This window comes from Cellulomonas fimi, from assembly GCF_012952065.1.
In the GTDB taxonomy this organism is placed as follows: Bacteria; Actinomycetota; Actinomycetes; order Actinomycetales; family Cellulomonadaceae; genus Pengzhenrongella; species Pengzhenrongella fimi_A.
This window is the reverse complement of sequence record NZ_JABCJJ010000006.1, coordinates 140,476-158,773: the sequence shown is the minus strand read 5'-3', so window position 1 is coordinate 158,773 and position 18,298 is coordinate 140,476. Positions and strand designations below refer to the sequence as shown.

Annotated in this window: 13 protein-coding genes and 1 tRNA gene; 2 read left to right on the top strand and 12 right to left on the bottom strand. The window is 72.9% G+C overall.

Annotation, left to right across the window (positions count from 1 at the left end; all coding sequences use genetic code 11):
* Positions 1-13: 13 nt before the first annotated feature.
* Genes HIR71_RS06145 through HIR71_RS06130 form a run of 4 tightly spaced genes read right to left on the bottom strand, consistent with a single transcriptional unit; the run spans position 14 to position 6,390 of the window.
* On the bottom strand, positions 14-3,148 hold the full coding sequence (locus HIR71_RS06145; RefSeq protein ID WP_169324165.1) for an alpha-mannosidase: 3,135 nt from the start codon (positions 3,146-3,148) through the stop codon (positions 14-16).
* Positions 3,149-3,174: 26 nt separating this feature from the next.
* The gene (locus HIR71_RS06140) at positions 3,175-4,050 is read right to left on the bottom strand and encodes a carbohydrate ABC transporter permease (RefSeq protein WP_169324164.1); all 876 of its coding nucleotides are present in this window, start codon (positions 4,048-4,050) and stop codon (positions 3,175-3,177) included.
* Positions 4,051-4,053: 3 nt separating this feature from the next.
* Entirely contained in the window at positions 4,054-5,004 is a 951-nt protein-coding gene (locus HIR71_RS06135; protein ID WP_169324163.1) for a carbohydrate ABC transporter permease, read from the bottom strand.
* Positions 5,005-5,010: 6 nt separating this feature from the next.
* On the bottom strand, positions 5,011-6,390 hold the full coding sequence (locus HIR71_RS06130; protein ID WP_169324162.1) for an extracellular solute-binding protein: 1,380 nt from the start codon (positions 6,388-6,390) through the stop codon (positions 5,011-5,013).
* A gap of 117 nt (positions 6,391-6,507) precedes the next feature.
* On the opposite strand from HIR71_RS06130, the gene HIR71_RS06125 reads away from it, so the two are divergent.
* Positions 6,508-7,758, top strand: coding sequence for an ROK family transcriptional regulator (locus HIR71_RS06125; protein WP_311836128.1), 1,251 nt, complete (start codon positions 6,508-6,510; stop codon positions 7,756-7,758).
* 93 nt (positions 7,759-7,851) lie between these two features.
* Here HIR71_RS06125 and HIR71_RS06120 read toward each other — a convergent pair.
* Positions 7,852-7,924, bottom strand: a tRNA-Thr gene (locus tag HIR71_RS06120).
* A gap of 169 nt (positions 7,925-8,093) precedes the next feature.
* Between HIR71_RS06120 and HIR71_RS06115 the strand changes: the two genes are divergently transcribed.
* On the top strand, positions 8,094-8,444 hold the full coding sequence (locus HIR71_RS06115; protein ID WP_169324161.1) for a cupin domain-containing protein: 351 nt from the start codon (positions 8,094-8,096) through the stop codon (positions 8,442-8,444).
* 190 nt (positions 8,445-8,634) lie between these two features.
* On the opposite strand, the gene HIR71_RS06110 is transcribed toward HIR71_RS06115, so the two are convergent.
* The 7 genes from HIR71_RS06110 to topA form a co-directional block, all read right to left on the bottom strand.
* Entirely contained in the window at positions 8,635-10,278 is a 1,644-nt protein-coding gene (locus HIR71_RS06110) for an alpha/beta hydrolase (protein WP_311836127.1), read from the bottom strand.
* A gap of 126 nt (positions 10,279-10,404) precedes the next feature.
* The gene (locus HIR71_RS06105; protein WP_169324160.1) at positions 10,405-11,541 is read right to left on the bottom strand and encodes a DNA polymerase III subunit delta'; all 1,137 of its coding nucleotides are present in this window, start codon (positions 11,539-11,541) and stop codon (positions 10,405-10,407) included.
* A complete protein-coding gene (gene tmk / locus HIR71_RS06100) occupies positions 11,538-12,185 on the bottom strand; it encodes a dTMP kinase (RefSeq protein WP_311836126.1) in 648 nt (215 codons plus the stop codon). Before tmk ends, HIR71_RS06105 begins: the two co-directional genes overlap by 4 nt.
* A 234-nt stretch (positions 12,186-12,419) precedes the next feature.
* On the bottom strand, positions 12,420-13,424 hold the full coding sequence (locus tag HIR71_RS06095) for a Gfo/Idh/MocA family protein (RefSeq protein WP_169324158.1): 1,005 nt from the start codon (positions 13,422-13,424) through the stop codon (positions 12,420-12,422).
* A 283-nt stretch (positions 13,425-13,707) separates the two neighbouring features.
* On the bottom strand, positions 13,708-14,403 hold the full coding sequence (locus HIR71_RS06090; protein WP_169324157.1) for a GOLPH3/VPS74 family protein: 696 nt from the start codon (positions 14,401-14,403) through the stop codon (positions 13,708-13,710).
* Between the two features lie 334 nt (positions 14,404-14,737).
* The gene (locus HIR71_RS06085) at positions 14,738-15,274 is read right to left on the bottom strand and encodes a hypothetical protein (RefSeq protein ID WP_169324156.1); all 537 of its coding nucleotides are present in this window, start codon (positions 15,272-15,274) and stop codon (positions 14,738-14,740) included.
* A gap of 253 nt (positions 15,275-15,527) precedes the next feature.
* Positions 15,528-18,296: a type I DNA topoisomerase gene (gene topA / locus HIR71_RS06080; protein WP_169324198.1), complete on the bottom strand. Its 2,769-nt coding sequence runs from the start codon at positions 18,294-18,296 to the stop codon at positions 15,528-15,530.
* Positions 18,297-18,298: the final 2 nt, after the last annotated feature.

Below are 18,298 nucleotides of genomic sequence, written 5' to 3'. Positions count from 1 at the left end.
GTATCCACGCCGGTCACCGGGCCGGGGTGAGGCGCAGCGTCACCAGCTGGAAGGGCCGCAAGGCCAGCCCGACGCCGTCGGCCGGGGTGGTGCTGAGGGCCGGGGTGGTGGTGACGGCCGGAGTGGTGGTGACGGCCCGGGGCTCGACCCGCTGCTCGTGCAGATCGGTCTCGACCACGTCGGCCACGGGGAAGTCCGCCGTGAGGACGGCGGCGGCGCGGCCGCCGTGTGCCTCGTAGAGCCGCACGACGACGTCTCCGCTGCGGTCGTCGGCGAGCTTGACCGCCTCGACCACCACGGCGGGGTTGTCGACCCGGAGAAGCGGGCCGGCGGCCCGAGCTCCGGTGACGTGGCGCAGCGGGACGTTGAGGCGGTAGCCCTCGCCGACGGCGTCCGCGACGGTGGCGCCCACTCGGAGCGCAACCGCGAACGTGTGCTCGCCCTGGTCCGCGGTGGGGTCCGGGAAGAGCGGCGCCCGCAGGAGCGACAGCCGGACCAGGGTGACGGTGCCGCCGTCGGCGCCGGTGGTGCGGGTGATGTCGTGGCCGTAGACGGAGTCGTTGGCCACGGCGACGCCGTAGTCCGCCTCGCCGACGTGCACCCACCGGTGGGCGACCGTCTCGAACCGCGCCGCGTCCCAGGAGGTGTTGGCGTGGGTGGGCCGATGGACGTGACCGAACTGGATCTCGGAGGCGGCCCGCTCGGCGTGGACGTCGAGCGGGAAGGCGAGCTTGAGGAGCTTCTGCTTCTCGTGCCAGTCGACGGTCGTGGTCAGATCCACCGTGGGCTCGTCGGGGCGCAGGCCGATCACCTGGGTGATGGTCGAGGAGCCGACCGCGCGCTCCACCCGGACCACGGGGCCCTCGTCGGACTGCACGACCTCGACGGACTCGGCCTCGTCCAGGTCACGACCGTGCCGCCGGTAGTGCTCGTCGATGTCCCACGCGTCCCACTGGTTGGGGGTGTCGCGGAAGATCTGGAGCAGGTTGGCCGCCTGGCCCGGGGCGACCACCTCGCGCTCCGCAGCCCGGTCGTAGATCGAGGTCACAAGCCCGCGGGCGTCGACGGTCACCCGGACGTGGGCGTTCTCGAGGGCGTGGCCACCCTCTGCGTGCGTCACGGTGCTCGCCGCCCCTTCGGGGGTGGCACGGGCACGGCCGGCACCGTCGACCCGTGCCGCGTCGCTCGCGAGTCCGGCGCCGAGCGCGGGCACGCCGTCGACCGCGCGCGGCCCGGCGTTGAGGACCAGCTGCCGCTCGCCGTCGCCGACCAGCGCGGACACCGCCGCACCGATGAGGTGCTCGAGGCTCTCGGCCACCTCGGCGTAACGCCGCTCGGCCTCCTGGTGCACCCAGGCGATGGAGCTACCGGGGAGGATGTCGTGGAACTGGTTGAGCAGCACCGTGTGCCAGGCGCGCTCGAGCTCCTCGTACGGGTAGACGGCACCGGCGCGGACGGCCGCCGTCGTCGCCCACAGCTCCGCCTCGCGCAGGAGGTGCTCGCTGCGGCGGTTCCCCCGCTTGATGCGCGCCTGGGAGGTGTAGGTGCCGCGGTGGAACTCGAGGTAGAGCTCACCGGACCACACGGGCGGGTTCTCGTACTCGGCCTGCGCCTGGGTGAAGAAGTCGCGCGGGCTGCCCAGGCTGACGGCAGGGGACCCCTCGAGGTCCTTGGTGCGCGCCGCGGCCGCGAGCATCTCGCGCGTGGGCCCGCCGCCGCCGTCGCCCCAGCCGAACGGCACGAGCGAGGTGGTGCCCGCCCCCTTCTCCGCGTACTGGCGCTCGGCCCGGGCGAGCTCGGTGGCCGACAGCTCCGCTCCGTAGGTGTCCACCGGCGGGAAGTGGGTGAAGATGCGGGTGCCGTCGATGCCCTCCCACCAGAAGGTGTGGTGCGGGTGCCGGTTGGTCTCGTTCCAGGAGATCTTCTGGGTGAGGAACCAGCGGGCGCCGGCGGCCCGCATGATCTGCGGGAGCGCCGCCGAGTACCCGAACGAGTCGGGCAGCCACACCTCGGGCTGGTCGACGCCGAGCTCCTCCCGGAAGAACCGGGTGCCTGCCACGAGCTGGCGGGCCATGGCCTCACCGCCGGGCAGATTGGTGTCCGACTCGACCCACATGCCGCCGACGGGCACGAACCGTCCTTCGGCGACGCGCTGCCGCAGGCGGGCGAACAGCTCCGGCTGGTCCTCCTGCAGCCAGGCGTACTGCTGGGCGGACGACGCCGCGAAGACGAGCTCGTCGCTGTCAGCCATGAGGTCGAGGACGTTGGAGAAGGTCCGGGCGACCTTCCGCCGGGTCTCGCGGGTGGGCCACAGCCAGGCGGAGTCGATGTGCGCGTGCCCGACGGCCACCACCCGGTGGGCGCTGGCGTGCGCAGGGCTGGCGAGGACCGGGGCGAGGACCGCACGTCCGGCGGCGGCCGTCCCGGCGACGTCGTCCGGGTCGACCGCGTCGGCCGCCCGCTCGAGCGCCCGCAGGATTCGCGCCCCTCGCGACGAGTCCGCCGGCAGGACCTCCAGAAGCCCCCGCAGGGCGACGACGTCCTGGACCAGCTCCCAGACGATCTGGTCGAGAAGCCCGACGGCGAGCTGCTCGAGCCGGTAGACCGGGTCCGTGCCCGCCGTCGTCTTCTCGCCCAGCGGCGTGGGCGCGAACTGCCACCCGCCGGAGAGGTCCGGGTTGGCCGCGGCCTCGAGGTAGAGGTCGACGGCGGAGCCGGGCCCGTCGGGAAGCGGCACGTACCGGTTGCGCGGCTCGACGGCCTTGCGGATGACGCCGTCCGGTGAGTACGCGGTCCCCTCCGCCTGGAACCCGGACTGCGCGACCGTGAAGCCGAGGTCCACGACGAGCTCGGCCCGGGTGCCCGGTGCGGTCCACGTCGCGGGGACGGTGCCGGTGACGTGGAACCAGGTGGTCGACCAGGGCCGGCCCCACCGCGAGCCGACGGCGAACGGCTCGTAGTCGCCGCGGACCGCCTCGGCGAAGGTCACCGGCTCGCCCGCCAGGCCGCCGCCGCCGTCGTGCCGCTCCTCCGGCACGGTCCAGGCGGTGACCGAGACGGGCGCGAGCTCGCGGTACTGCGCCGGGACCAGCCGTTCGCGCAGGAACCGGTCGATCCGGGTGCGGACGAGGGCAGAGTTGTCGTGCATATGAAGAAGCTCCTTGGTGCTGCGGGTCAGCCCTTGACGGCGCCGGACATGGCGAACGAGCCGCCGACGCTGCGCGAGACGATGACGTACAGGACGATGACGGGCAGCGAGTAGAGCAGCGAGAACGCTGCCAGCTGGCCGTAGTCGATGGCGCCGAACTGCCCGAAGAACTGGTAGATCGTGACGGCGGCCGGTTGCTTCTCCGGGCTGCGCAGCAGCAGGAACGGGACGAAGAAGTTGCCCCACGCCTGCATGAACACGTAGATGAACACCACGGTCAGGCCCGGCCGCATGAGCGGCACGACGATCCGGCGCAGCGCCGTCATGGCCGGCGCGCCGTCCATCCACGCCGCCTCCTCGAGCGACACCGGCACCGAGTCCATGAAGTTCTTGGTCATCCAGATCGCCATGGGCAGGGAGGTCGCCGCCATGAACAGCGCCGTCGCCCAGATGGAGTCGAGCAGGCCGGTGCGCACGGCCAGCGAGAACACCGGCACCATGATCGCCGTGACGGGCAGGCTGGTGCCGAAGAGCACGGTGTACAGGAACGGCTTGGAGAAGCGCATCTGGTAGCGCGACAGCGGGTAGGACGCGAGGACCGCGGCGAGCACGGTGACGGTCGCCGAGCCGAGCGAGAGCACGAAGCTGATCAGCAGTGGCCGCAGCGCGATGTCCGCGGTCAGGACGGCGCGGAAGTTCTCGGTCGAGACGGTGTCGGGCAGGCTCGTGCGGGCGCTGGCGCCCGGGTCCACCGCCGAGAGGAACAGCCAGGCCAGCGGCACGAGGAAGCAGACGCCGATCAGCACGAGGACGGCGTTCGCCGCCACCCGACTGGGGCGTCGCCCGGGTGCTGCCAGGGCCGGGGTGCGGCCGGTGGTGCCCGGTGCAGTGGGAACGGCCATGGTTCAGTCCTTCCCCGGTCGCAGCATGCGGATGTAGACGACGGAGGACAGCGCGCCGACCACGAGCATCACCGTGGCGATTGCGGTGCCGTACCCGACGTCGAGGAAGTTGAAGGCCTCCTCGTAGGCGAGCAGCGGGAGGGTCATCGACCGGTTCGACGGTCCGCCGGCGGTCATGACGAAGATCAGGGTGAACACCGACAGCGTCTGCAGCGTGGTGAGCATGAGGTTCGTCGCGATGGTGCTCTTGATGACCGGCAGCGTGATCCGGAAGAGCCGCTGGGTCGGGCTCGCGCCGTCGATCTGGGCGGCCTCGACGAGCTCCGGCGGGACGTCGTCGAGCGAGGCCCGGTAGACCATCATCGAGAAGGCGGTCCCCCGCCAGATGTTGGCGAGGATGACGGCGAACATCGGGGCGACGAACAGCCAGTTGGGTCCGTCCACCCCGACCAGGCCGAGCAGCTGGTCGAGGGTGCCCTCACCGGTGAAGAAGGCGTACATCACGAACGCGGCCACGATCTCCGGCAGGACCCACGCGGAGACCACGACGCCGCCGATGAGCGCTGAGACGCCGCCGCTCGCGCGCGACATCAGCAGCGCGAGCGCCATCCCGAGGATGTTCTGCCCGACGACGGCCGAGAGCAGCACGAAGACGACGGTCAGCAGCACCGACCGTGGGAAGTCGGGGTCCTCGAGCAGCCGCGAGTAGTTGTCGAGACCGATCCACTGCGGGTTCTGCGCGTTGGGTCCGGTCAGGGCGGCGTTCGTGAACGACCCGTAGAGGGACCAGAGCACCGGTCCCGCCATGAAGAGCAGGAGCAGGAGGACCGCGGGGACGAGCGGCAGGATGCGCACCAGGGTGCGTCCCACCTGCCGCGGGCGTCGGGGTGCGGGCCCGCCGGGACGGGAGACGGACTCCCGCCCCGGCGCAGCACTCGTGGTCGTTCTGGGCATCGTCGGTCAGGACCCGCTGACGCCGTCGGCACCGACGATCCTGACGAGCGCGTCGTCGTACGCGGCGGCCGCCTCGGCCGGCTCGGCCGCGCCGGTGACGACCTGCTCGGTCGCCTCCTGGATCTGCGCGGAGATCCGGGGGTAGTCCGCAGTGGCCGGCCGGAAGTTGGTGACCTCGACGAGGTCGGTGAAGAACTTCACGTACGGGTTGGCCTCGAGGTAGGACGGGTCGCCCGCGACGTCGTCGCGTACGGCGATCTGGGAGTTCTCCACGGTGTACGCGAGGGAGTTCTCGAAGTTCATCGCCAGGGTGAGGAACTCGAACGCCAGGTCCGGAGCGTCGCTCTGGGCGCCGACGGCGAGCGTCCACCCGCCCGACATGCTCACGCGCCCGGGCGCCTGGCCGTTCTGGGTCGGGAAGGCCGCGACGCCGATGCTGTCGGCGTACTCGGGCCACTCGAACGGACCGCCCTGCTGCCAGAACGAGGCGCCGTACGAGCCCTCGACCACGCCACCGAGCTTGGCGTCCGGCAGCCGCGTGTCGAAGATCGTCTGCCAGAGGTTGGCGTCGAGCGCCTCTTCGACAGGCACCGCGTAGCCGTCGTCGTAGAGGGTGTCGAGGAAGGTGAGCGCGTCCTTGAAGCCCTGGGTGCCCGTGTTCCAGGTCTGCGACTCCTCGTCGTACAGGCGGTCCTCGGTGCCGTAGAGCAACGGCAGGAAGCTCTGCATGAGCGTGCCCTCACCGGCGGGCTTGCCGGCGTACATGTGGAACGGCACCGACTCGGGGTCGTAGGCCTTGATCTGCTCGGCGGTGTCGAGGATGTCCTGCCAGTTCTCCGGCTGCCAGGGCAGCGTGACGCCGGCGGCCTCCAGCAGCGGCTCGGAGTACCAGATGCCGCGGGTGTCGGTGCCGAGCGGGATGGCGTAGGTGCTGCCGTCGTCGCCGCGACCGGCGCCTCGAGCGCCCTCGTTGAACTGGTCCCAGTCCTCCCACTCGGCGACGTACTCGTCGAGGTTGAGCAGGTACCCGGCCTCGACGTCGGAGCGCACCCGGAAGGTGTCCTCGTAGAAGACGTCAGGGGCGGTGCTCGCCGACTGCTGCGCGAGCGCCAGCTGGGTGGCGTAGTCGTCCTCGGCGGCCTCGATGGGCTGGAGCTCGACGGTGACGCCGTCGTTCGCGGCCTCGAACTCCGGCTTGATCCGGTTGAACAGCTCATCCAGGGCGGTGACGCCCTCGGTGCGCTGGTACATGACGGTGATGGTGTCGCCACCGCCGTCGGCCGTGTCGGCCGTGCCGCCGTCGCCGTCGCCGCTCGCGCTGCAGCCTGCGAGGGCAAGCGTGCTGGCGAGCGCCAGCACCGACGTGTTTCGAATGGTCTGACGCATGGTGCTCCTTTGCTCCGGGCCGCGGCACCGGTCCGCGGTGCGTGTGGTTAACTCAATCGGGTTTAGTTAATCACGGGTTCGAGGTGGGCCACAATGGTGGGAGGAGGGCACGCCGTGGTGCGCAGAGGGACAAACCCGGTCCGGATCGGGTCGTACAACCAGACGGTGGTGCTGGACGCCATCCGCCGGTCGGAGGGACTGAGCCGCGTCGAGCTGGCCGCTGTGACCGGACTGTCCGCCCAGGCGGTGACCAACATCTGCCGCCGCCTCCTCGCCGACGGGCTCGTGCGGGAGGCGGGCACCACGAACGTCGGGCGGGGCAAGCCCCGCACGCTGCTGCGCCTCACGGCCGCGGCCCGCCTCGCCGTCGGCGTGCACCTGGACCCGGCGGTGGTCTCCGTAGCGCTCCTCGACCTCGAGGGGGTCGTCCTGGCGCAGCAGCGGCTGGCGACACCCTCCGCGCTCGACCCGCCGCACGCCATCGCCGCCATCACGGCCGCCGTCGACGCCGTGATCGCCGGCGGCGGGGTGGACCGCGACCGGATCCTCGGCGTCGGGGTGGCCGCGCCCGGGCCCATCGACCTCCGCCGCGGCGTCGTGGCGAACCCGCCGAACCTGCCGGACTGGCACCAGGTCCCGCTCCGTGACGACCTGGCCGCCGCCACCGGGCTGCCGGTGCTGCTGGACAAGGACGTGACCGCGGCCGCCGTGGCGGAGACGTGGTGGGGCAGTCCCGGCCGCGGGGGAACCATGGCGGTGCTCTACATCGGGACCGGCATCGGCGTCGGGCTGGTCGTCGACGGCGAGGTGGTCCGCGGCTCCTCCGGCAACGCGGGCGAGATCGGGCACATCATCGTCGATCCCGACGGGCCGCCCTGTGCCTGCGGCCAGCGGGGATGCGTCGCGGTCACCCTGGCTCCGGTCGCGCTGGTCGGGCGGGCCCGCCGTGCCGGTGCGCTCGGCGCGGGCGCGCCGTCGGACACGGCCGGCGCCCTCGGCGTGCTCTTCGACCAGGCGGACGCCGGCGACCTCGCGGCACGACGCATCGTCGACGATGCCGCGGCGGGCATCGCGCGCCTCGGGCTCGTCGTCACGAACATGCTGGACCTGGACCGGCTCGTGCTCGGCGGGCCGTACTGGAGCCGACTGGAGCCGTACTACCTGGGCAAGGGCGCGGGCGAGGTGGGGGCGGGCACGGCGGCCCGCCAGATCCATCACGTGAAGGTGCTCGGCACGAGCATCGGCGAGCACTTCGGCGCGGTGGGTGCTGCCAGCCTCGTGCTCGACCAGGCGTTCTCCGCCCACCCCACGGCGTTGGTCGAGGACGTGCGCCACGACAGCCCCCGGGCGCGGTCCAAGCTCGCCTGACTCGGCAACCGGCGGATCCACGACCATGCCGATCTCGGCACAGGAACGGCCCCCCGACCTGTGCATGTGCAGGTGAGGGGCCAGCTTCTCCGGAGCCGCCTAACAGAATCGAACTGTTGACCTTCTCATTACGAGTGAGACGCTCTACCGACTGAGCTAAGGCGGCACCCTCGCGACCGAGGTCACGACGAGCGGGAGCCACTGTACCTACACGATCCCGTCCCGACCAAAGCGAGCGCTCGGGCGGGCGCCGGACGCGGTCCGCGCCGAAGATCGCCCGGTGCGGACGAGTGATTCGACTGACGCCGGGCCCCTCGCCCGGCGAAGATTCCGGCATGGAGACGAAGGCCCTCGAGACCAGCACCGTGATGGGGTTCGGCAGCCGTGGCGTGACGATGACCGAGGCGGCGCGTGCGGACTCGCCGGCCGGCTTCCGGATCCACCTCGCCACGTTCGACGCCGACTCGCTGCTGGGGCGTCACAGCGCCGGCGTGTGGCAGCTGTTCACCGTGACGTCCGGGTCGGGCTGGGTCGAGGGCGAGGACGGCGAGCTGTACACCGTCCGGTTCGGTGACGCGGTCGTCTGGCAGCCGGGCGAGCAGCACTCCATGGGGTCCGACGGCGGGATGTCGGCCCTGATCGTGCAGTCGCCCCAGCCCCTCTACGCGCCGGGCAACCCCGCCTGAGCCGTGCCGGGCGGGCGGTAGCCGACCTGCTGCGCTCGACGCAGCGCCTCGAGCGTCTCCTCGACGGGACAGCAGCACCGTCGTCTCGAGCGACCCGAGGGCGCCCCCGGCGCCGAGCGCCACGGCGACCGCAGCCATCGCGACGTCGTCGGGAGTGAACCCGAACGTGGCGTCTCTACGTCCACACGGCTCAGCAGCGCGTGCCGTCCGCGGGCACCTCGCCGGCGAGCAGGAACTGGTCCACGGCGTCCAGGATGCAGTCGTTCGACCGCCCGTAGGCCGTGTGCCCCTCGCCCTCGTAGGTGAGCAGGACGCCCGAGGACAGCTGCTCGGCGAGCGCCTCCGACCACGCGTACGGCGTCGCGGGGTCGTTCGTGGTCCCGATCACGAGGATCGGGGGTGCACCCTCGGCCGTCGTCGGGCCCGGCTCGCCCGTGGGCGGGTACGGCCACGCGGCGCAGGTCACACCCCCGTAGCCGAAGAAGGCGCCGACCGTCGGGGCGGCCGCCTCGATCTCCGCGGCCTCCGCCCGCATCTCCGCGAGATCGGCGGACGAGGCGGAGTCGAGGCAGTTGATCGCGACGAACGCCTCGGTCGAGTTGGACGAGAACGAGCCGTCGGGGTTGCGGTCGTTGTAGATGTCGGCGAGCTGGAGGAGCACCGAGCCGTCGTCCTCGACGATCGCCGCGGTGAGCGCCTGCGTCAGGTAGCCCCAGAGCGCGTCGTCGTACAGCGGGAGCGCGATGCCGGTGAACGCGAGCGAGCCGGTGAGGGGGCGCCCGCTCTCGGTCTGCAGCGGGTTGCGACGCGCGCGCTCGACCAGCGCCTCGACCTGCGCGAGCCCGTCGTCGACGCCGCCCTGCAGCGGGCACTGCGACCCCGCCTGGCAGTCCTCGACGTAGGCGCGCAGCGCGTTCTCGAAGCCGACCGCCTGCTGGAGCGCGAGCTCGGACCGCGTGACCGTCGGGTCAAGCGCGCCGTCGAGGACGAGGCGTCCGACGCGGTCGGGGAACAGGTCGGCGTAGGTCGCGCCCAGGAGCGTGCCGTACGAGTAGCCGAGGTAGGTGAGCGCGTCGTCGCCGAGCGCGGCGCGCAGCACGTCGAGGTCACGCGCCGCGCTCACGGTGTCGACGTGACCGAGCAGCGGGCCGGTGTTCGCGGCGCACGCCGCGCCCAGGGCCGCGTAGGCGGCCGTCGCCGCCGCGACGCCCGCGTCGGTCGAGTAGTCGACGTCGGTCGAGATCAGCTGGTCCTTCGCCTGGTCGTCGAGGCACCGGATGGGCGTGGACTGCCCGACGCCGCGCGGGTCGAAGCCGACGACGTCGTAGTTCGCGAGGACACCCTCGCCGAAAGTCTCGACCGCGCTGTCCACGAGGTCGATGCCCGCGACCCCCGGACCGCCGGGGTTCACGAGCAGCGAGCCGATCGCCGTGCCGGACGCGGCGGGCGCCCGCTTGAGCGCGAGCTCGACCGAGCCGGCGGCCGGCTCGGCGTAGTCGAGCGGGACCTGCGCCGTCGCGCACTCGAAGCCGTCGCACGCCGTCCACTCGATCGCCTGCGTGTAGAACGGCTCGAGCCCCGGCTCGACCGCGCCCGTGGCCGGCGCCTCGGGCGGCACCACGACCGACTGGTTCTTGGGCGACGACGTGCAGCCCGCGAGCAGCAGCGCCAGCACACCGACGACGACGCCGGTGCGCGCCCCGAGCGGCCCGCGCCGACGGGCACGGGGAGGCGCCGAGACGGGGTCGGGGAGCAGGGACGGCTGCGGCGAGGGGCGGGCTTCGGGGCGGGACGAGGGCTGGGCGTCGGACGACGAGGAGGCGGGGCGGAGCACGGGTCAACGGTAACGGGCGCCGGGCGCCGGTCCGGGCGCGTCCGGGCACCGGTTCAGTCGTCCGGTCCAGTCGTCCTGTCCAGCGGCCCGCACCATCCACGTGCTGGTGGGCGTGGTGGGCTGCGGTCAGCCCTGGGGCCGCAGCGCGATCGTCATGGCCTCGACGGCCAGCACGGGCGCGACGTTCCCAGCGAGCCGCGTGCGGGCCTCGCCGATCGCGTCCATCCGCCGCAGCGTCTGCTCGGGCGTGCTGGACTCCGCCAGCCCGCGGACGGTCTCCTCGAGCTCGACGTTGACGAGCTCGACAGCGGCACCCAGCTGGACGACCAGCACGTCGCGGTACAGCGACAGCAGGTCGACCATCGAGCGGTCCAGCACGTCCCGCTGCGCGCGCGTGGCGCGCTTCTTCTGCTCGTCCTCGAGCGCCTTGACCTGCGAGCGCAGCGCCGGCGGGAGCGTCGCCGCGCCCTCGGCTCCCATCGCCCGCAGCAGCGCCGTCTTCTCCCGGGCGTCCCGGTCCTCCGTCGCGGCCTTGGCCTCGGCCTGCGAGACCTCCACGAGCCGCCCGGCCGCGAGCACGGCGTCGCCGACGCCCCGGATCGAGGCCGGGATGCCGAGCACCTTGGCACGCCGGTCACGCGCGTGCGGGTCGCGCGCGAGCCGGCGGGCGATGCCGATGTGGCTCTGCGCGGCCCGCGCGGCGATGCCCGCGAGCCGCGGGTCGACGCCGTCCCGCTCCACGAGCAGCGCCGCGACCGCGTCCGCGGGCGGCACCCGCAGCGCGACCGAGCGCGACCGCGACCGGATCGTCACGAGCACGTCCTGCGGGCTCGGCGCGCACAGCAGCCACACCGTGCGGGGCGGCGGCTCCTCGATCGCCTTGAGCAGCGCGTTGCCCGAATGGTCGTTCATGCGGTCCGCGTCCTCGACGATGATCACGCGCCACCGACCCTCGGAGGGTGCGCGCTGCGCGAGCTGCACGAGGGGACGTGTCTGCCCGACGGTCATGATCGCGGCCTCCGTCGCGACCACCGTGACGTCCGCGTGGGTGCCCGCGAGCGCCGTCGTGCAGGCGAGGCAGTGCCCGCAGCCGCCCTCGAGACACTGGAGCGCGGCGGCGAAGGCGCGCGCGGCGTTCGAGCGTCCCGATCCCGGTGGTCCCGTGATCAGCCAGGCGTGCGTCATGGCCGACGGGTCCCGCACCGCGCCACGCAGGACCTCGACGGCGGCCTCCTGGCCGACGAGGTCCGCCCAGACGCTCACGCGCCCGCTCCGAGCCGGGCACCGAGCGCCGAGCCGACCGCGGCCCGGACCTCCGCCTGGATCTCGTCGATCCCCCGCGCCGCGTCGAGCACGCGCCACCGCCCGGGGTCGGCCGCCGCCCGGTCGAGGAACGCCTGCCGCGTCCGCGCGTGGAACGCGTCACCCGCGCGCTCGAGCCGGTCGGGGTCGCCGGTCAGGCGGGTCAGCCCGACCAGCGGGTCCAGGTCGAGCAGCACCGTCAGGTCGGGCAGCAGCCCCTCGGTGGCCCAGAGCGAGAGCTGCTCGACCTCGGCCGCGCCCAGGTCGCGTCCGTCGCCCTGGTACGCGACAGACGAGTCGAGGTAGCGGTCCGTGATGACGACGGCGCCCCGCGCGAGCGACGGGCGGACGAGCGCATGCACGTGGTGCGCCCGGTCGGCGGCGTAGAGCAGCGCCTCCGTGCGCGCGTCGAGGTCCTCGCCGTGGAGGACGGCGTTCCGCAGCTCCATGCCGAGCGTGGTCCCGCCGGGCTCCCGGGTCAGCACCACCTCGCGGCCGAGCTCGGCGCGCAGCCACTCGCCGAGCAGCCGGGCCTGCGTCGACTTGCCCACGCCCTCGCCGCCCTCGAACGACAGGAAGAAGCCGGGACGGGTCTGCAGGATCACGGTCGTCAGGGTAACCGGCCCCCCGACGCCTCTGGCGGACCCGTGCACCCGCCCCGGCCGCACGAGCACGAGCACGAGCACGACGTTCCTGGACCTCACAGCCGCAGGCGTGACGGACGTGACCCCTGGGGCGCGCGAGACGTCTCGCGCGTCACTCCCGTCCCCGCAGCCCCACGCGCGGCTGTCAGGTCCGCGCCACCGACCCGGCCTCGCGGCCGCCGCCTCACCACCGCGTCACTCGCCGGGGTACCGGACCCCGACCTGGGCCCGGACCGTGTCCAGCGTGCCCATCACGTCCAGCGTCCCCTGCCAAGACATCCGCGGGCTCTCGGTCTCGCCCGCGGCCACCCGGCGGGCGACCTCGGCGGCCTCGAACTGCAGCCCGCGCGGCACCGGCCGGTCGAAGGTCCACCGGGTGCCGTCGTGGCGGGTCACCGTGAAGGACGTCGGCGCGTAGAAGCTCCCCGCCAGTTCGACGTGCCCCTCGGTGCCCGCGACCCACGCCGTCGTGGGAGTCCTGGCCCAGAGCGTCGTGGTCAGCGTCGCCTGCACGCGAGCGCCGTACGAGAGGACCGCGGTGACCTGCCCGTCGACGCCCGTGTCGGTCAGCGCGCCGACGGCCGTCACCGCGTCCGGCACGCCCAGCAGGTCGTGCGCGAACGACACCGGGTAGACGCCCAGGTCGAGCAGCGCCCCACCGGCCAGGGCCGGGTCGAAGAGCCTGCTGCGGGGGTCGTACCGGAACGCCTGCCCGTGGTCGGCCGCCAGGCTCACGACCTCGCCGATCTCGCCGGCGTCGATCACCTGGTGGAGCGCGGCGACGTGCGGCAGGAAGCGCGTCCACATCGCCTCCATGACGAAGACGCCGGCCTCGCGCGCGGCCGCGAACACCTCCTCGGCCTCGCCCGCGTTGCGCGTGAACGCCTTCTCGACCAGCACGTGCTTGCCGGCCGCGATGGCGAGCAGCGCGTGGTCCCGGTGGTGCGAGTGCGGGGTCGCGACGTAGACCGCCTCGACCTGGGGATCCTCGACCAGGTCGCGGTAGCCGACGTGCGTCGTCGGGATGCCGTGCGCGGTCGCGAAGTGCTCGCAGCGGTCGCGGTCGCGTGACCCGACGGCGACGACCGGCGACCGGGTGTGGGCCGTCACCGCGTCGGCGAACGCCCCGGCGATGCCGCCCGCCCCGAGGATCCCCCAGCGGATCGGCGGGGCGGTGCGCGGGTCCTCGACGTGTCCCATGGCCGACAACCTAGCCGGGTCCGATGGCGGCGCGCCGTGGCCGCGCCACCCTCGACCAACTGCGGCAGCGGGGCACCAGCCGCAGGCGCTCGGCGCTCCCGAGCACCCTGACCGGGCGGTGCCGCGACTTCGCTGGTGCGGCACTGAATTCGCTGGTCCGGATCGGCGAACTCGGCACCGGACCAGCGAACTGGCGGCGGGGCCCGCGACAGGGGGTGGTCTCGACCGACCGTCAGGTGCTCGACGTCGTCGGGCGTGCGGCACATCGCCACCCGCTCGAGCGTCAGTCCCCGCCGCCACCACCGCCGTCCTCGCCGCCCCCGCCGTCGCCGCCCGCGCCCGACGAGGTGCCGTCGCAGATGGCGTCGACGGAGTCTGCGAACGGGATCAGCCCCGCGCCGTCGTCGGCCGCGCGTGCTCGCCGCTGGAGCTCGTCGGCCGGCACACCGGCGTCGCGGAGCACGAGGTGCGTCTGCCCGGTCGAGCCCAGCACGCGGACGAGGGCAGCTTCCCGCGGCGCGGCGAGGCTGTCACGGAGGACCACCTCCTCGACCGTGTCGAGCAACTCCGCGCGTCGACCTGGGGCCGCGACGAACCAGCGCTGCGTCGTGATGACCCACAGCACGCGGCGCTCCTCGCGGCGCAGCAGGCCACGCTCTGCCAGCCGGTCCTGCAGGCTGACGGCGAGCCCCGCCCCGCACCGGCGGAGCACCTCGTTCAGCCGACCGGTGCCCGGCCCGCGAGAGAGGCACTGGAGCACCTCGTCCAGGACATCGTCCCCGACGGGCCCGGCGTCGCGCACGACCACCTCCGACGTCGTGTGCCGCGCGCCGCTGGCCACGACCTCCACCCGTCCGAGCAGCGTGAGCTCCGCGAGCACCGCCCCCGCAAGTGCATGGTCGAGCCGGGAGCCGGTCAGCAGCGTCGTCCCCGTTCGCTCGTCGATCAACAGCAGCAGGAGGTCCTCGGCGATCAGCACGGCACCGAGGCTACGAGTGGCCACCCACCTGGCGCCAGGAGCAGCGGTACGCCGCGGTGCGAGGTGCAGCTCTGCGCCCGGGAGCGCGTGCGCATGACGACGACGCCCCGGTGCATCACAGGAACTCCGCCGGGAACCACCCGGCTCTCAGCGGAGTTCCTCGCGCCATCGTCCAGGGAGCCGGGCGGCTCGGCGCGGCGGGGCCGGCGTCGCATCCGTGCGGCCACGCCCACACCGCCGCGTTCCCGCTCGAGCGAACGGGGAGCGGCGTCGGTCCCCAACTGAGGGGCACCGTCAGTCCCGGACCTGAGGGGCCGTTTTCGGTCCGCGACCGTCAGTCGAGCACGGGCTCGTAGACCGAGATGTGCCGTCCGGAGCGGGCGTGGAACGGACTCCCGAACCAGTCCTCGTAGCGCTCCGTCAGACGCATGCCGGCGATCCGCGCCATCAAGTCGAGCTCCGCGGGCCAGGAGCAACGGCTGATCTCCGGCGTCTTGCGCATCTCACCGGCGCGCATGTAGATCTGGCCGATCGCTGCGATCTGGGCGACCTTGTCCACCTGCACCGTCATGAGCAGGATCGACTCCTTGTCGAGATGCTGCACCATCACCTCATGGCCGGACGGGATCATGTGGAACCGCGAGGGCTCGTACGCCTCGATGATCAGCTTGCCCTCGTCCTTCAGATGGCGTCGAGCATTTTCGAACACCTGGATCTGGCCGTCCTGGTCGGGAACCATGAAGAGCGTGTTGATCGCGATCAGCGCCGTGTCGTGGACGCTGCCGCAGTCGGCCGTCGTAAAGTCACCCGGATTGGCGGCGCGCCTCGACCTTTCGTCGGACCGGGCTCGCCCGTCGGCGGGTGCGACCACTCGGCGCACGTCACCCCGCCGTAGCCGAAGCAGGCGCCGACCCCGGGCACGGCCGCTTCGATCTCGGCCGCCTCCGCCCGCATGTCGGCGAGATCGGGCGACCAGGCCGAGTCGAGGCAGTTGATCGCGATGAACGCCTCGGTCGAGCTGGCCGAGAACGAGCCGACCGCCTGGACCTGAATCCCCGATGAACTCACGGAGGTGACCACTCGCCGGGCCGGGCGGGGTCGTCATGCCGCCGGGCCTGGCCGACCTACTTCTTCGCGGTCGTCGCCTTCTTCGCCGCGGGCTTCCTGGCGGGCGCGCGCTTGGGCGCGGCCTTCTTCTTGACCGGCCCCCGCGCGCGCTTCTCGGCCAGCAGCTCGGACGCGCGCTCGAGCGTGATGGTCTCGACCGCGTCCTCCTTGCGGAGCGTCGCGTTCGACTCGCCGTCGGTCACGTAGGCGCCGAAGCGGCCCTCCTTGACCACGACCGGCTTCTGCGACACCGGGTCGACGCCGAGCTCGCGCAGCGGCGCGGCGGCCGTCGCCCCGCGCCCGCGCTTGGGCTGGGCGTAGATCGCGAGCGCCTCCTCGAGCGTGACGTCGAACATCGCCTCCTCCGTCGGGAGGGTGCGCGAGTCGGTGCCCTTCTTCAGGTACGGCCCGTAGCGCCCGTTCTGGGCCGTGATCGTGTCGCCCGACTCGGGGTCGACCCCCACGACGCGCGGCAGCGAGAGGAGCTTGAGCGCGTCGTCGAGCGTGACGGTCTGGAGCTGCATCGACTTCAGCAGCGAGGCCGTGCGCGGCTTGGGCGCCGCGGCCAGCGCCTTCTTCTTCGCGGCGGCCGAGAGGCCCGGGTCGAGCTCGGGCTCGGGCAGCAGCTCGGTGACGTACGGCCCGTACCGGCCGTTCTTGGCGACGATCGTGGTGCCCGACGACGGGTCCTCGCCGAGCACGAGGTCGCCCTCGGCCTGGGTCTCGAGCAGCTCCCGCGCCTTGGCGACGGTGAGCTCGTCGGGCGCCAGCTCGTCCGGGACCGAGGCGCGCTTGGGGTCGCCGCCCTCGGTCGGAGGGGCGGCGGTGTCCTCGAGGTAGGGCCCGTACCGCCCGACGCGGAGCGTGATGCCCTCCCCGATCGGGATCGAGTTGATCTCGCGGGCGTCGATCTCGCCGAGGTTCTCGACCGCGCGGCTCAGCCCCTCGACCGCGCCGGCCCCCGCGGCCACGTCGTCGGCCCCGAAGTAGAACCGGCTCAGCCACTCGACCCGGTTCTTGTCCCCCGCCGCGATCGCGTCGAGGTCCTCCTCCATCTCGGCCGTGAAGTCGTAGTCCACGAGCCACTCGAAGTTCTCCTCGAGCAGCCGCGTCACGGCGAACGCGAGCCAGCTCGGCACGAGCGCCTGCCCGCGGCTGTTGACGTACCCGCGGTCCTGGATCACGGAGATCGTCGCGGCGTACGTCGACGGGCGACCGATGCCGCGCTCCTCGAGGGCCTTGATCAGGCTGGCCTCCGTGTAGCGCGGCGGCGGCGAGGTCTGGTGGCCGTCGGCCAGGAGCTCGCGGGCGGTGATCGCGTCGCCCTCGGCCATCTGCGGCAGCCGCGTCTCCGCGCGCTGCCCCTTGCCCGAGGCCGAGGTACCCGGGGCGGCCGCGTCCGCCGTGTCGTCGGCGTACCGGTCGGTGTCGCGGCCCTCCTCGTACGCGGCCATGAAGCCCCGGAAGGTGATGACGGTGCCGGACGCGGCGAACACGGCGTCGCGCCCGTCGCTCGCCCGTGCGCCGATACGGACCGACGCCGTCGACCCCCGCGCGTCGGCCATCTGCGACGCGACCGTGCGCTTCCAGATCAGCTCGTAGAGCCGGAACTGGTCGCCCGACAGCTCGCGCGCGACCTGCGCCGGGGTGCGGAACGAGTCCCCCGCCGGCCGGATCGCCTCGTGCGCCTCCTGGGCACCCTTGTTCTTGGACGCGTAGACGCGCGCCGAGTCGGGCACGAACTCGGGGCCGTACAGCTCGGCCGCCTGCCGACGGGCGGCGTCGATCGCCTGCGAGCTCAGCGCCGGGGAGTCGGTCCGCATGTAGGTGATGTAGCCGTTCTCGTACAGCGACTGCGCGGTCCGCATCGTCTGGCGCGACCCGAGCCGCAGCTTGCGCGACGCCTCCTGCTGGAGCGTCGACGTCGTGAACGGCGCCGCCGGCTTGCGGGTGTACGGCTTGGTCTCGAGGCTGCGGACCTCGAAGTCGGCCTGGTCGAGAGCCGCGACCAGGCCGCGCGCGCCCTCCTCGTCGAGGTGGACGGCGTCGCGCGTCGTGAGCTGCCCGCGGTCGTCGAAGTCCCGCCCGCTGGCCACGCGGGCGCCGTCGACGGTCGCCAGGCGCGCGTCGAACGACGGCTCGTCGGTGTCGGCGGTGGCGAGCAGCGCCTTGACGTCCCAGTAGTCGGCCGCGCGGAACGCCATCCGCTCGCGCTCGCGCTCGACCACCATGCGGGTCGCGACGGACTGCACCCGCCCGGCCGACAGGCCCTGCCGGACCTTGCGCCAGAGCACCGGCGAGACCTCGTAGCCGTACAGGCGGTCGAGGATGCGGCGCGTCTCCTGCGCGTCGACGAGCCGGTCGTCGAGGTCGCGCGTGTTCTCGAGCGCCCGGGTGATCGCCTCGCGTGTGATCTCGTGGAACACCATCCGCTTGACCGGCACCTTGGGCTTGAGCTCCTGGAGCAGGTGCCACGCGATGGCCTCGCCCTCGCGGTCCTCGTCGGTCGCGAGGTAGAGCTCGTCGGAGTCCTTGAGCAGCCGCTTGAGCTCGGCGACCTTCTTCTTCTTGTCGGAGTCGACGACGTAGTAGGGCTCGAACCCGTTCGTCACGTCGACCGCGAACTTGCCGAAGGGCCCCTTCTTCATGTCTGCCGGCAGCTCCGAGGGCTGCGGGAGGTCGCGGATGTGGCCCACGCTCGCCTCGACGTCGTAGTCGGAGCCGAGGTAGCCGGCGATCGTGCGCGCCTTGGCGGGCGACTCCACGATGACGAGCTTGCGGGACATGC

Excerpts from the sequence above, each read along its gene's own strand:
- HIR71_RS06140 (WP_169324164.1), bottom strand. The coding sequence starts at position 4,050 with ATGGCCGTTCCCACTGCACCGGGCACCACCGGCCGCACCCCGGCCCTG.
- HIR71_RS06095 (WP_169324158.1), bottom strand. The coding sequence starts at position 13,424 with ATGGGACACGTCGAGGACCCGCGCACCGCCCCGCCGATCCGCTGGGGG.
- topA (WP_169324198.1), bottom strand. The coding sequence starts at position 18,296 with ATGTCCCGCAAGCTCGTCATCGTGGAGTCGCCCGCCAAGGCGCGCACG.
- HIR71_RS06145 (WP_169324165.1), bottom strand. The coding sequence starts at position 3,148 with ATGCACGACAACTCTGCCCTCGTCCGCACCCGGATCGACCGGTTCCTG.
- HIR71_RS06115 (WP_169324161.1), top strand. The coding sequence starts at position 8,094 with ATGGAGACGAAGGCCCTCGAGACCAGCACCGTGATGGGGTTCGGCAGC.
- HIR71_RS06135 (WP_169324163.1), bottom strand. The coding sequence starts at position 5,004 with ATGCCCAGAACGACCACGAGTGCTGCGCCGGGGCGGGAGTCCGTCTCC.
- HIR71_RS06130 (WP_169324162.1), bottom strand. The coding sequence starts at position 6,390 with ATGCGTCAGACCATTCGAAACACGTCGGTGCTGGCGCTCGCCAGCACG.